General features: G+C 44.7%; 3 protein-coding genes. All 3 read left to right on the top strand.

What is annotated here, in order from left to right; translation table 11 throughout:
- Nucleotides 1–25 precede the first annotated feature (25 nt).
- The 3 genes from PN499_RS04555 to PN499_RS04545 are packed head-to-tail and all read left to right on the top strand — an operon-like array spanning nucleotide 26 to nucleotide 15,956.
- Entirely contained in the window at nucleotides 26–9,802 is a 9,777-nt protein-coding gene (locus PN499_RS04555; protein ID WP_272030496.1) for a non-ribosomal peptide synthetase, read from the top strand.
- On the top strand, nucleotides 9,799–14,454 hold the full coding sequence (locus PN499_RS04550; RefSeq protein ID WP_272030494.1) for a type I polyketide synthase: 4,656 nt from the start codon (nucleotides 9,799–9,801) through the stop codon (nucleotides 14,452–14,454). Before PN499_RS04555 ends, PN499_RS04550 begins: the two co-directional genes overlap by 4 nt.
- Nucleotides 14,451–15,956 carry a condensation domain-containing protein gene (locus tag PN499_RS04545; protein ID WP_272030493.1) on the top strand — a complete coding sequence of 502 codons (1,506 nt, stop codon included), beginning with the start codon at nucleotides 14,451–14,453 and terminating at the stop codon, nucleotides 15,954–15,956. Before PN499_RS04550 ends, PN499_RS04545 begins: the two co-directional genes overlap by 4 nt.
- Nucleotides 15,957–15,965: the final 9 nt, after the last annotated feature.

The raw sequence follows: 15,965 nt of genomic DNA, 5'->3' as shown, positions 1-15,965 counted from the left end.
ATATTAATTAGCAGGAACTAAGACAATGACGGTGCATTTTTCTAATCAGTTTTCCACCAAAAATCGAGATGAGGAAATGGCTTCGCAAACAGAAGTATTTGTATTGCCCGTATCTTTTGGTCAGCAGCGGATGTGGATTCTCGACCAGTTAGAAACTGGCAATCCTTTCTACAATCACTCTACCGCTGTAAGGCTCACAGGGCAGCTTAATATTACTGCTCTCGAACAAAGCTTTAACGAAATAGTGCGCCGTCACGAAGTTTTGCGAACGACTTTTACAAAAATCGAAGAAGACATCGTACAGGTTATTAGGCCTAGTTTTACGCTATCACTACCTGTTATTGATTTGCGATCGCGATCGCAAACAGAGCAAGAATTAGAGATTCAACAGTTAGCCACTGAGGACGCTCAGCGATATTTCAACCTTACCCAACTACCCTTACTAAGGCTGACTTTAATCCAGCTAAACGATGAAGAATATGTATTATTGCTGACCATGCACCATATCATTGCCGATGGTTGGTCGCAAGGGGTAATTGTTCGCGAACTAGCAGCACTTTATGAGGCTTTTGGCAATGGCAAACCTTCACCACTTACTGAACTTTCAATCCAGTACGCTGACTTTGCAATTTGGCAGCGAGATTGGATGCAAGGGAAGGTATTAGAAACGCAACTAAATTACTGGAAACAGCAGCTAACTGGAGCGCCACCCTTATTAGAATTGCCCAGCGATCGACCGCGCCCTCTGGCTCAATCTTTTCGCGGTTGCAAGCAATATTTTTCATTGTCTAAAGACTTGGCATTAGCACTAAAAACTCTGAGCTTGCAAAAGAATCTCACGGTGTTTATGACATTGTTAGCAGCCTTTCAAATTGTGCTTTCCCGCTACTCAGATAGAGATGATATTCTAGTTGGAACTCCCGTTGCCAATCGCAAGCGAGCTGAGTTAGAACAGCTCATTGGCTTATTTGTCAATACCGTCGTATTGCGGACAAATCTGGCAGATAATCCCACATTTGTACAATTATTAGAGCGAGTTCGTAAAGTAGCTTTAGAAGCTTACGCGCATCAAGATTTACCGTTTGAAAAATTGGTTGAAGAATTGCAGCCCGATCGCAATCTTAGCTATACGCCACTTTTTCAAGTGATGTTTGTGATGCACAATGCACCGATGCCACCGCTAGAGCTTTCTGGTTTGACGCTGAAATTGCTGGAAATTGACAGCATGATGACACCGTTTGACTTATCGCTACACCTATTAGAAACAACAGGGGAAATTGTCGGCTGGGTCGAATATAATACTGATTTATTTGAAAAGGCAACAATTCAGCGGTTTATCGGACATTTTCAAACATTATTAGCAGGAATTGTTAGCGCTCCAGAGACTAAAATTGCCGAGTTGCCCCTCTTAACTGAGCTTGAAAGGCAGGAATTAGCCACCGGGAATAATACCGAAACTGATTATCCCAAAGATGTTTGTATACACCAGTTGTTTGAAGCTCAAGTTGAGCGATCGCCTGACGCTATTGCCCTAGTTTTTGAAGACAAGCAGCTTACCTATAAAGAGCTGAATCAACGAGCAAATCAGCTAGCACATCATCTCCACAATGTGGGTGTAAGCCCTGAAGTAATGGTGGGTATCTGTGTAGAGCGATCGCTAGAAATGGTGGTGGGACTGCTGGGCATTCTCAAAGCTGGCGGGGCTTATGTGCCGTTAGATCCAGCGTACCCCCCAGAGCGTTTGGCTTTCATGTTACAAGATGCCCAAGTACCAGTGCTGCTGACTCAGGGGCGGTTGGTGAAATCTCTTCCCAAACATCAAGGGCGTATCGTTTGTCTGGACACAGACTGGGAAATCATAGAGCGACAAAACGAGGCAAATCTAATCAGTGAAGTGAAGTTCGATAACCTCGCTTATGTCATCTACACCTCCGGTTCTACTGGTAAACCCAAGGGAGTAGCGATCGAGCACCGCAACGCAGTTGCTCTATTGGATTGGGCAAGACAGGTTTTTACTTCAGAGGATCTCGCTGGAGTCTTGGCCTCAACCTCTATTTGCTTCGATCTGTCAGTCTTTGAGCTGTTTGTTCCCCTCAGTTGGGGTGGCAAAGTCATTCTGGCAGAGAACGCATTGCATTTGCCCACATTGTCCGCCGCCCATGATGTCACGCTGATCAATACCGTTCCCTCTGCGATCGCACAGTTAGTGAGAATGGAAGGCATACCTTCTTCTGTCCGCACTGTCAACCTGGCGGGTGAACCCCTTCCCAATAAACTCGTACAGCAGGTGTATGAACACAACACAGTCCAACAGGTCTTCAACCTTTATGGGCCTTCCGAAGACACCACCTATTCCACATATACTTTAGTGAAAAAAGGGGGTAACGAGCCACCGTCCATCGGTCGGCCCATTGCCAACACGCAGGTCTATATTCTAGATGCCCAAAAACAGCTTGTCCCGATCGGTGTACCCGGAGAATTATACATTGGTGGTGCTGGTTTAGCGCGGGGCTATCTCAACCGACCCGAACTAACAAGCGATCGCTTTATTCCCAATCCTTTTAATAACAAATCAGGTTCTCGCCTCTATAAAACTGGCGACTTGGCTCGTTACTCACCCGACGGTAATATCGAATTTCTAGGTCGCATCGACCAGCAGGTAAAAATTCGCGGCTTTCGTATCGAATTAGGAGAAATTGAGGCCGTATTGCAAAAACACCCAGCCGTGCATTCAAATTTGGTGTTAGTTCGCGAAGATCATCCCGGCGAAAAACGTTTAGTAGCTTATATTATTTTGCAGGAAGGAGGAGGCAAAAGGGAGAAGATAGAAAGTGAAAGCACTTGTTTTGAAATTTCAAGCCTTACCAGCAATTTTCGCAGTTATTTAAAACAAAAACTGCCAGAATATATGCTGCCTGCTGCCTTTGTGATACTAGATAAATTGCCATTAACACCAAATGGTAAAGTCGATCGCCGTGCTCTACCGGCACCTGAGATGTCGCGTACCGAATTAGAAGCTACTTTTATCGCTCCTCGGACTCCAATTGAGGAGATGCTAGCAGGAAGCTGGGCTGATATTTTAAGAGTCGAGAAAGTCGGTATTAACAATAACTTTTTTGAACTCGGTGGACATTCTTTGCTCGCCACTCAACTAATCTCGCGAGTTCGGACAACTTTTGGACTAGAATTGCCATTACGCCGCCTATTTGAACAACCAACTGTTGCAAGTTTTGCTGACTGTATTGAGACAGCATTGCGACAAGGACAAGCTGTTAAGGCTCCACCGATAGTGGCAATTGCCAGAGATAGAGAAATGCCTCTATCTTTTGCACAAACTCGGCTGTGGTTTTTAGAAAAATTAGAACCGGGAAATGCTTTTTATAATATTCCAGCCGCAGTGTATTTTCAGGGAAAATTAAATATCAATGCTCTTGAAAAAAGCATTGAGGAAATTATCAATCGCCACGAAGTTTTACGTACTAATTTGGCAACGAGAGATGGGCAAGCTGTTCAGATTATTGCTGCCAACCTGAATATTAAGCTGTCATTAGTGGACTTGCAAAACTTGCCAGAATGCGATCGCTCTGGGGAAATTCAGCGATTAACCACAGCAGAAGCTCGGAAACCTTTTAATTTAGAGCTAGAGCCTTTAATTCGCGTTACATTGCTACATCTAGCGGCAACAGAAAATGTCTTGCTACTAACTATTCACCACATTATTGCTGATGGTTGGTCAATGGGGATATTCGCTGAGGAATTTGCAACTCTTTATCAAGCTTTTTGTATTGGTAATTCTCCAGAATTAAGCCCTTTACCAATTCAGTATGCTGACTTTGCAGTTTGGCAGCGGCAATGGTTTACTGGTGAAGTATTAGCAGTGCAATTATCCTACTGGAAGCAACAACTTGCAGGTGCTCCCACGTTGCTAGAATTGCCAACTAATCGCCCGCGCCCAGCTATTCAAACGTTCCAAGGAGCGCATCAAACTGTCAGCTTATCTCAGGAATTGAGCGCAGACATCGCTAATTTTAGCAGGCAAGCGGGAGTTACTCTGTTTATGGCGCTCTTAGCGGCATTTCAGATATTGCTTTACCGTTATTCTAACCAAACTGATGTTCTGGTGGGTACGCCTGTTGCCAATCGTAATCGTGCAGAAATTGAAGGATTAATCGGCTTTTTTGTTAATACGCTCGTGCTGCGATCTGACTTGTCAAACAACCCCACATTTACACAGGTATTAGAGCGCGTTCGGAACGTAGCACTAGAAGCTTACGCCCATCAAGATATTCCCTTCGAGCAATTGGTAGATGCTTTACAACCAGAGCGTTCTTTAAGCTATACGCCACTATTTCAAGTCATGTTTGTTCTGCAAAATACACCTTTGCCTAATCTAGAGCTTTCTGACTTAAATTTGACTCGATTGAGTGTAGAAACTCAAACTTCAAAATTTGACTTAACTTTATCTTTAGAAAGCACAGCCGAGGGAATAAAAGGATATTTTGAATACAATACCGACTTGTTCGATGCTGATACTATTAGCCGGATGGCAGAACATTTTCAGACCTTACTAGGAGCTATTGTTGTTAATCCAAATCAGCAGATTGATAAGTTACCCTTGCTGAGTGAAAGAGAACGGTATCAACTCTTAATGGAGTGGTCGAACAGAGGAACGCAGGACGATCGCAACCCAGAAAAACTAGCTTGCCTTCATCAACTATTTGAGGCTCAAGTAGAACTAAATCCTGATGCAGTAGCCTTGGTATTTGCAGAGCAAAAATTGACTTATCAAGAACTCAATTCTCGTGCCAATCAACTGGCTCACTACTTGCAAAAACTCGGCGTAAAACCAGAGGTGCTAGTGGGAATTTGTGTAGAGCGATCGCTAGAAACTATCGTTGGGATTCTTGGCATTCTCAAAGCGGGTGGCGCGTATGTACCCCTCGATCCCGCGAACCCTTGCGATCGCCTTGCTTTCATGTTAGAAGACGCTGCCATGTCAGTGATTTTAACTCAGCAGCAACTTTTAGAAATGTTGCCAACATCTCCAGCTAGAGTGGTTTGTCTGGATGCAGATTGGCAAATTATCGTACGAGAAAGCGAGGAAAACCTCAACAGCGATGTCGCAGTAGAAAACCTCGCTTATGTTATTTACACTTCCGGTTCCACTGGCAAACCTAAAGGCGTTTTAGTCCCCCATGCAAATGTCGTTCGCCTATTTACTTCTACACAATCTTGGTATCAGTTCAATGAGCGAGATGTCTGGACACTTTTCCATTCTTATGCTTTTGACTTTTCAGTTTGGGAAATTTGGGGAGCTTTAATTTATGGCGGACGACTGGTAATAGTGCCTTATTTAGTTACGCGATCGCCTGAAGCTTTTTATCAGTTGTTGTGCCAAGAAAAAGTTACTATTCTCAATCAAACTCCTTCCGCTTTTCGCCAACTCATGAAAGCAGAATCATCTTTAGGCATTAACCCCGATTTTAACTTGCGCTTAGTAATCTTTGGGGGGGAAGCTTTAGAGTTGCAAAGCTTGAAATCTTGGTTTGAGCGTCACGGCGATCGATTGCCGCAATTAGTTAATATGTATGGAATTACGGAAACCACTGTTCATGTCACTTATCGACCGCTAAAAATTGCTGATTTAAGTACTACAGCTAGCGTTATTGGTTGTCCAATTCCTGATTTACAAGTATATTTGCTCGATCGCAATCAACAACCTTTACCTATTGGTATTCCTGGTGAGATGTATGTTGGTGGTGCTGGCGTAGCGCGAGGCTATCTCAACCGTCCAGAACTCACTGCTGAAAGGTTTATTTCTAATCCTTTTAGTGACAATCCAGAGGCGCGGTTGTATAAATCTGGCGACTTAGCGCGTTACTTGGCGAATGGCGATATTGAGTATTTAGGAAGAATTGATGACCAAGTTAAGATTCGGGGCTTCCGTATCGAATTAGGAGAAATTGAAGCGTTACTAGCGAAACACCCAGGGGTGCGCGAAGCGGTGGTTTTGGTGCGCGAAGATCGTCCCGGAGATCAACGTTTAGTAGCTTATGCAGTAGCGCATCCAGAACACTCTTTGACGGTGGGAGGATTGCGTAGTTTTCTAAAAGAAAAGCTACCAGACTATATGGTGCCGGTGGCCTTTGTAATTTTGGCTGCTTTGCCACTGACAATTAATGGCAAATTAGATCGGCGATCGCTACCCGCACCGGATTTAGCACGACCTGAATTAGAGGAAAATTATCAATCTCCTCGTACTACATCTGAAAAGCTTTTAGCGGAGATCTGGGCGCAAGTCCTGGGATTAGAAAAGGTTGGTATTCATGATAACTTCTTTACCGTTGGTGGAGATTCTATTCGCAGCATTCAGGTGCAGTCCTTAGCACGAGAACGAGGTTTGAGTTTCTCGGTGCAACAACAGTTTCAATATCAAACAATTTGCGATATTATTGAAGCAATAAATTCGGAAAAAAACAATAGCATTAAGCTGGAAATAAGTCAACCATTTAGTTTGATCTCCCCAGCAGAGCGAGAACTTTTACCAGATGGTGTAGAAGATGCTTATCCTCTTGCTCTGCTACAATTAGGAATGCTTTTTTGGAGCGAGTACAGTCAGAAAAGCGCTACTTATCATGACATCTTTAGCTTTCGCCTCAAAGCTCCTTTAGACCTCGAAGCATTTCAAAATTCCCTCCAACATTTAGCTAACAGCCATGCGGTGCTGCGGACTTCGTTTCATCTCAGCGGCTTCAGCGAACCGCTGCAATTAGTTTATGAAAATGTTGAGATTCCCTTGCAGATTGAGGACTTACGCCAGCTTTCTAATTCTGACCAGAAAGAGGCGATCGATCGTTGGTTAGAAGCAGAAAAAAAACGACCGTTTAATTGGGAGCAACCGCCCTTATTGCGTTTTCACATTCACTGCCTTAATGCAGAGATTTGGCAACTAAATTTGAGCTTTCACCACGTAATTTTAGATGGGTGGAGTGTGGCTTCGATGCTGACAGAGTTGTTTGGTCACTATTTATCAAGATTGGGCGAGGAAGTTGATTACAGTTCACCTTATCTAAATATTCAGTTCCGTGATTTTGTGGCGTTGGAACGAGCAAATATTGCTAGTGGTGACTCTCAGCAATACTGGACGCAAAAGTTGAGCGGCTGCACGATCGCTAAGCTATATCGCTGGTCATTAAAACAATCAGAATTTAGACAAGTTCGGAGTTTTGAATTAACCTTAGAACCCGAACTTTATCCAAGACTTAAACAACTGGCTCAATCCGCAGGTGTACCCGTTAAAAGCGTTTTGCTGGCTGCCCATTTGCGAGTCTTGAGTCTGTTAAGTGGCGAATCAGATGTTCTCACAGGTTTGGTCAGTAATGGACGACCAGAACAAATGGGTGGCGATCGCGTTCTGGGACTTTTCCTCAATACTTTACCCTTGCGCTTGCAACTATCGGGAGGTACTTGGATAGATTTAGTACGAGCAGTGTTTGAAGCCGAGGGGGAATTGCTGCCACACCGCCGCTACCCCTTAGCAGAAATCCAGAAAAATATGGGCGGTCAGCCTTTATTTGAAACGGCGTTTAATTTTGTCCATTTTCACGTCTACCAAAGCCTTAAAGCGTTTAAAAATGTTCAAATTTTAGAGGAAAAGTTTTTTGAAGAAACTAACTTTCCCTTGATGGCAAATTTCAGCGTAAATGCTTTTTCAACTCAACTAAATCTAACGCTTCAATATGATGCCGCAGAGTTTGGTGAGGAACAAATTCAGGCTGTAGGTGGTTACTACGATCGCGCTTTGGCCGCAATGGCGCAAGCACCCTTTGAGCGTTACGAGACGCGATCGCTACTTTCCCCAGAAGAGCAACATCAAGTATTAGTGGAGTGGAATCATACTGCAACTGACTATCCGCAACACTTCTGCCTTCATCAATTATGGGAAGCACAGGTGGAACGCACGCCAGATGCGATCGCGGCCGTATTTGAGGGCGAACACTTAACCTATCGCGAACTCAACCGTCGGGCGAATCAACTCGCCCATTACTTGCAGCGGCGGGGCGTAGGGCCAGAGGTTTTGGTGGGTATTTGTGCGGAGCGATCGCTGGAGTTGGTGGTGGGGCTCTTGGGCATCCTCAAAGCGGGCGGTGCTTACGTGCCTCTAGATCCAGGCTATCCGCCGGAACGTTTAGCTTTCATGCTAGAAGACGCGCAAACGCCAGTGTTGTTAACTCAACAGCACCTGAAGGAAAAGCTGTCAGCAGTGGGCGATCGCGCGATTTATCTAGATGCAGACTGGAATGCGATCGGGCGCGATCGCGAAGACAACCCCAATACCACAGTCACCCCGGAAAACCTGGCTTACGTCATTTACACATCAGGCTCGACTGGAAAACCCAAAGGCGCAATGAACACCCACCAAGGAATTTGTAATCGCTTGTTGTGGATGCAGGATGCCTACAAATTAACTGCAACCGATCGCGTTTTGCAGAAGACTCCCTTGAGCTTCGATGTCTCCGTCTGGGAATTTTTCTGGCCCTTAATAGTGGGAGCGCGACTGGTATTAGCAAAGCCGGAAGGTCATCGAGATAGCGCCTATTTAGCCCAAGTTATTGCTAGCGATCGTATCACTACGCTGCACTTTGTTCCCTCCATGCTGCAACTATTTTTAGAAGAACCAGCACTGTCAGCTTGCAATTGCCTCAAGCGCGTTATTTGTAGCGGCGAGGCGCTACCATTTGAACTCCAAGACCGATTTTTTAGTCGTCTCAATGCCGAATTGCATAATCTTTATGGCCCCACAGAAGCGGCTGTAGATGTAACTTTTTGGGCTTGTGGGCGCGAGCGCTATCCGGGAATTGTCCCCATCGGTCGTCCCATTGCCAACACTCAAATTTATCTCTTAGATCCCTACTTAAAACCAGTGCCGATTGGGGTTGCTGGCGAACTGCACATAGGCGGTATAGGATTAGGGAGAGGTTATCTAAATCGACCGGAGTTGACCAGTGAAAAATTCATCTCCAATCCCTTTGCCGAAGGCAAAAGTGCGGCTGAAAAATGGCTGTACAAAACAGGAGATTTAGCGCGCTATTTACCCGATGGTAATATTGAATTTATCGGTCGCATTGACCATCAGGTAAAGCTTCGCGGTTTTCGCATCGAATTAGGCGAAATCGAGTCGGCAATTCTCACGCACCAAAGCATACAGCAAGCTGCAATTACTGTTCGCGAGGAGCGACCGGGGGATAAATATCTAGCTGCTTATGTTGTTGCTAACGGGGAATCGCCACCAGCCAGCAGGGAACTTCGCCAGTTTTTAAAAGAGAAATTGCCCGATTATATGGTTCCGGCTGTCTGCGTATTTCTGGAGCAATTACCACTAACACCCAATGGTAAAATAGATCGAAAATTGCTCCCGAATCCCGCTATCACTCCTTCGGAAACTACTGTTGATTTTGTGATGCCAAGTAATGAAATCGAGCGGAAAATTGCTACCATTTGGCAGCAGATCCTTAATCTCGACAAAGTAGGCATTAATGATAACTTTTTCGACTTAGGCGGTCATTCATTATTGGCGATTAGAATTCATAGCCAACTCCGGCAAATGTTCTCAAGTGACTTATCAATTATCGAATTGTTCAGATATCCAACTGTTTACTCTCTAGCAGAGCGTTTAAGTCAAGCAAAGCCGGGACTTTTACGAGAAGAAACAGACGATCGCAGCCAGCAACTAACGGCAGGTAAATCTCGACTTAAACAGCGTCTTGAGCAAAGGAAACGGACAGAAAAGGAGGGCAAATGAATAATCCAATAGCAGTTAAGCAGGAAATGACAGAAAAAACGGGATTAGAAATCGCCATCGTCGGTATGGCGGGACGTTTTCCGGGAGCGAAAAATATTGAGGAATTTTGGCAAAATTTGCGAAAGGGAATCGAGTCAATTTCTGTGTTTACCGATGAAGAAGTGCTGGCAACAGGGGTGAATTCAGCGGCACTGAAAGACCCAAATTATGTAAAAGCTGCCGCTATTCTTGACGGCATTGAAGAATTTGATGCCGACTTCTTTGGATTCAATCCTAGAGAAGCGGAAATTACCGACCCTCAACACCGTATTTTTTTAGAATGTGCTTGGGAAGCGCTCGAAAGTGCTGGCTATAATCCTGAAAACTATCAAGGTGCAATCGGAGTTTATGCAGGGGCGAGTATGAGTAGCTATTATTTAACTCATCTGCTAAATAACCGCAATCTTTCCGCTGTCAATCCTTATCAAATGTTTCTGGCAAATGATAAAGATTTTCTGACAACTCGCGTTTCTTACAAATTAAATTTACAGGGGCCAAGTCTCAACGTTCAAACTGCTTGTTCTACATCATTAACGGCAGTTCATTTAGCTTGCCAGAGCTTATTAAGCGGGGAATGCGATCTGGCTTTAGCAGGAGGTGTTTCCATTGGATTGCCTCAAAAAGCGGGTTATTTCTATCAAGAAGGAGGAATTTTTTCGCCTGACGGAAAGTGCCGCGCTTTTGATGCAGCGGCGCAAGGTACGGTGAGCGGCAGAGGAGCGGGAATTGTGGTATTGAAGCGGTTGGAGGAGGCGATGGCGGATGGTGATACCATTTACGCTGTTATTAAAGGTTCAGCTATTAATAACGATGGCTCTTTGAAAGTTAGCTACACTGCTCCCCGAATTGATGGACAAGCTCAGGTCGTAAAAATGGCTCAAACTGTGGCAGAAGTGAGTCCAGAAACGATTAGTTATATTGAAGCGCACGGCACTGGTACGTCTCTTGGCGATCCGATTGAAATGGCAGCTTTAACCCAAGTTTTTAGCGAGCAAACTGATAAAAAATATTTCTGCGCGATTGGCTCTTTAAAAACTAATATCGGTCATTTAGATACAGCATCAGGCGTTGCGGGCTTGATTAAAACAGTCCTCGCTCTCCAACACCAAGAAATACCTCCCAGCTTGCATTTTCAAGAGCCTAATCCTCAGATTGATTTTGAAAATAGCCCATTTTATGTTAATACAGCCCTGGCAAAATGGGAAAGACTTTCTACCCCTCGAAGAGCGGGAGTAAGTTCCTTCGGAATTGGGGGGACAAATGTTCATGTAGTGCTGGAAGAAGCTCCTAATTTAGAGCAGGGGAGCAGGGGAGATATCGAGCAGGGGAGAGAATATCAACTATTAGTTTTATCGGCAAAAACTAGGGCTGCGCTTGATAGTGCAACTGCAAATTTAGCGGCATATTTAAAGCAGCATTGCGATCTCAACCTGGCAGATGTGGCTTACACGCTTCAGGTTGGTCGAAAGGCTTTCAATTATCGGCGGATGCTCGTTTGTCGTGACGGAGAAGATGCTGCGATCGCCATTTCTACCCCCGATCGCGTTTTCACTCAAATTCAGGAATCTAGCGATCGCTCAGTTGCCTTTATGTTTCCGGGACAAGGTTCCCAGTATGCAAATATGGGCAGGGAACTTTACCAAACTGAGCCAATTTTCCAGCAGCAGATCGATCGCTGCTGCGAACTCCTAAAACCCCATTTGGGGCTGGATCTGCGGGACGTGCTTTATGGCGAAGGAACCGCTGATTTACAACAGACAGCGATCGCGCAACCAGCCCTTTTCACGATCGAGTATGCGATCGCGCAATTGTGGATGGCGTGGGGCGTGTATCCAGCGGCCGCGATCGGTCACAGCATTGGCGAGTACGTAGCTGCAACCCTCGCAGGCGTTTTCTCTCTAGAAGAGGCGCTGGAGTTGGTAGCTGCTCGCGGGCGGCTGATGCAGCAATTGCCTGCTGGGGCGATGCTCACCGTTTCGCTGCCGGCAACAGAGGTACATCGCTTGCTAAATGGCAGACTTTCTTTGGCTGCGATCAATGGGCCCTCTTTGTGTGTGGTGGCAGGGGAAACCGACGCGATCGCCCAATTGCAAAACCAGCTAACTGAACTAGGTGTAAGCAATCGGATTTTACACACTTCTCACGCCTTTCATTCCCAGATGGTAGAATCGATCCTTGAACCCTTCAGCAAACTGTTAGCAAAGATCGCGCTTAAGGCTCCAACAATTCCTTTTATCTCTAACGTTACAGGAACTTGGATTAGTGCTATACAAGCAACTGATGCAAATTACTGGATACGCCATCTACGGCAAACAGTCCGCTTTAGCGAGGGCATCGCTCAACTCTTACAAAAGCCAGAGCAAATACTATTAGAAATTGGCCCGGGACGAACCCTAAGTACCTTCGCCAAGCAGCAGGAGATTTCCGCTAAAGGAGTTGTACTAACTTCTCTGCGTCATCCCCAGGATTCCCAATCAGATCGAGCATTTTTACTCAATACCCTAGGTCGCCTGTGGATAGCTGGAGTCCAGATAAATTGGTCGGGATTTTATCGAGATCAAAAGCGCCGTCGAATTCCCTTACCTACCTATCCTTTCCAGCGCCAACGCTACTGGATTGAGCCCCAAATAGAAAGCAAACCGAGCGCACCTTTACTCGGCAAAAAGTCAAATATTGCTGAATGGTTTTATCTTCCCTCATGGAAACGATCGCCCTTGCTAAATCAGAAGCAAGATCGCAAGTTTTGCTGGTTAGTATTCGCAGACTCTTACGGGCTTGGTGCTAGCATTCTCAAAGAATTAGAAGCAAATGGACAAGATGCGATCGCGGTGATTTCCGGTACAGAATTTGCCCTTGTCAAAGCGGGAATTTATACCATTAACTATCAGCATTATTCCGACTACAATCTGCTGCTAAAAGAACTGGAAGTGCTGGGTAAAACTCCCCAAAAAATTATACACTTATGGGGAATAAAACCTGCCCAAGATGCAGAGAACTTAGGGTTTTGGAGCCTACTACATCTTGCCCAAGCCTGGGGCGCTCTGTATGCAAACAAGACTCTAGAAATAGGCATCATTTCCGAGCGGATGCACGACCTCTTCGGCGAATCAGCGCTTAATCCAGAGCAAGCAACTGTACTAGGGCCTTGCAAGGTAATTCCGCAAGAATACCCGAACATCATCTGTCGCAATATTGATATCGCTCTCCCAGAATTAGAAACAAAAATGGCAGCAATTGTCATTTCTCAACTGATAGCGGAACTGACTAATAACTCCTCCGATCTAGTCATTGCTTATCGAGGGAATTCTCGCTGGGTACAGACTTTTGAGCCAGCTTTGCTAGAAGCAGGACAAGCCGATCGAATGCAGTTACAGAAAGGCGGTACTTATCTAATAACGGGTGGATTAGGTGGCATTGGTTTGAGCATAGCTAAATATCTTGCTCAGACTGTAAAAGCCAAACTAATTTTAGTCGGGCGATCGCCTCTACCTGAGCGAAAAGACTGGGAACAGTGGCTAGAAAAATACGGTATAGAGGACGCAATAAGCTGCAAAATCCAGGCAATACAAAGCTTGGAAAAATTAGGTTCGGAAGTCTTAGTTAAAAGCACCAATGTCGCCAATCTCGATCGAATGCAAGCAGTGATAACTGAGGCGAGAGAGCAATTCGGTGAGATTTGTGGCGTTATTCACGCAGCCGGAATTCCCGGAGGGGGAATGATTCAACTCAAAACCCCAGAAGCGATCGCCAGAGTTCTCGAATCTAAAGTTAAAGGAACTTTGGTACTGGATGCTTTATTTAAAGATGTGAAGTTAGATTTTTTCCTACTTTGCTCTTCATTAAATGCTATTGTGGGTGGATGGGGACAGGTAGATTATTGCGCCGCTAATGCTTTTCTAGATGCCTTTGCTTCCCACAAAAATGGCAAGAATGGCTCCTTAGTAGTATCCATTAACTGGGATACTTGGCAAGAGGTTGGTATGGCAGTCAATACCACTCTACCCGCTCAACTTCAAAAGCAGCGAGAAGATAATCTCAAACAGGGTATTTTACCTGAAGAAGGCGTAGAAGCTTTGAGCCGAATTCTGCAAACTTCCTTGTCTCAGGTAATAGTCTCAACCCAAGATTTACAAGCTGTTATCAAGCGCACAAATTCCGTCAGGTTTTTGGAGGAAGAATTCGCGCAAGTGAGCTTTTCCAAAGTAACTCACGAGCGCCCTAACTTGGGAACTAATTATATTGCACCTCGCGATAGCGCTGAGCAAACAATTGCTGAAATCTGGCAGCAACTTCTTGGTATTCAAGAGGTGGGTATTAGCGATAATTTCTTTGAATTAGGAGGACACTCGCTCCTAGCAACTCAAGTAATCTCTCAGTTGCGCCCAGCATTTCAAGTAGAATTACCCCTGTGTACCCTATTTGAAACTCCCACTGTGGCGGGATTAGCTTTAGCAGTGAAACAGGGGCATAAGCCTATAGAAAACAGGATCGAACCAATAGAAAGAGGATATCAAGCAGTAGAAAAACTATTGGCTCAACTCCCTGAACTCTCAGAGCCAGAAGTAGATAACTTACTGAATAATTTGTTAGCAAAAGTAGAGGTTTATCGATGATTAATAGCCAGTATATTACGAAGTTATCACTGCCAGAAAAGCGATCTGTTTTGACGCAGCTTCTCCAAAAAGAGGCTCTTAAGCCTGACGTTTTTGCTCTTTCTTTTGCCCAACAACGATTGTGGTTATTAGAGCAATTAAATCCCGGTACTGCAACTTACAATATTCCCCTCGCTGTAAGGCTAAAAGGTCAACTGAATTGCCTAGTGTTGCAGCAATGTTTTAACGAAGTTGTAAGGCGACATGAGTCATTACGAACTACATTTAGAGTAGTGAATGAGGAACCAGTTCAGGAAATCGAACCTTCTTATTCCTTGACAATCCCAATTGTCGATCTGCGAGAAATTTCTCAAATGGCGCGAGAGGAAGAAGCGCAACGGTTAGTTTTTGAGGAAGTACAAAAACTTTTTGATTTAAGCAAATTGCCACTATTGCGGGTGAAAGTGTTGCGGATAGAAGAAACCGAACACATTCTTTTAGTAACCATGCACCATATTATTTCCGATGCTTGGTCAATAGGAATACTTTTGGAAGAAATAGCAACACTATATGCAGCTTTTTTGAATGAGAAGGAATCGCAGCTTTCCGCAATTAAAATCCAGTATGCAGACTTTGCTATTTGGCAGCGAAATCGGCTATCTAGAGAGGTGTTAGAAAGCCAAATTTCCTACTGGAAGCAGCAACTTGCTGACCTTCCGACTTTGATAAAATTACCTTGCGATCGTCCGCGCCCAGCCGTACAAAATTATCGGGGTGCAATTCAATCTTTGAAAATCGATAAAGATTTGGCAGAGGGGATTTCCTTGCTCTCACAGCGAGAAGGCGTTACGTTATTTATGACGTTGTTAGCTGCATTTAAAACTTTACTGTACTGCTACATCAATCAAGAAGATATCGTAGTGGGTTCCCCCATTGCCAATCGTAATCGCTCCGAAATAGAAAAGATAATTGGTTTTTTTGTCAATACCTTAATTTTGCGAACCAATTTGAGTGGCAACCCAAGTTTTCGAGAATTACTAGAACGGGTGCGTGAAATGGCTTTAGGAGCCTTTGCCCATCAAGAGTTACCTGTAGAAAAGATATTAGAGGAGTTACAACCGGAGCGTAATTCTAGTTATAACCCGCTCTTTCAAGTGTGGTTCGTCCTCCAAAATTCCCCACTACAAGCATTGGAGTTTCCTGGATTAACTTTTAGCGCCATGGAAGTTAATAACGGCATGGCGCGACACGATCTCAAACTTGAGATCGTAGAAACACCCACAGGAATTCAGGGATATTTTGAGTATAAAACTGCCTTATTTGACGCAACTACTATTACCCGGATGGCGGGATATTATCAAAAACTGCTGCACGAAATTGTCGCTCAGCCAGACATCAAAATCTCCCAGTTAGCTCAGATAGTAACTGCTGCCGAAAAACAGCACCAGTTCGGGCGCGAAAAACAACTTCAAGCCACTGGTCTTCAAAAATTAAAGATGACTCAACGCAAAGCCATTCGCTAGTTATAAAGT

It is taken from the genome of Kamptonema animale CS-326, from assembly GCF_028330895.1.
GTDB lineage: Bacteria > Cyanobacteriota > Cyanobacteriia > Cyanobacteriales > Microcoleaceae > Kamptonema > Kamptonema formosum.
Note: the sequence above shows the minus strand (reverse complement) of the source record. Positions and strands in the feature narration are given on the sequence as shown.

Bases quoted from the DNA above. Each gene is read 5' to 3' on its own strand.
- PN499_RS04555 (WP_272030496.1), top strand. From the start codon at position 26: ATGACGGTGCATTTTTCTAATCAGTTTTCCACCAAAAATCGAGATGAG.
- PN499_RS04550 (WP_272030494.1), top strand. From the start codon at position 9,799: ATGAATAATCCAATAGCAGTTAAGCAGGAAATGACAGAAAAAACGGGA.
- PN499_RS04545 (WP_272030493.1), top strand. From the start codon at position 14,451: ATGATTAATAGCCAGTATATTACGAAGTTATCACTGCCAGAAAAGCGA.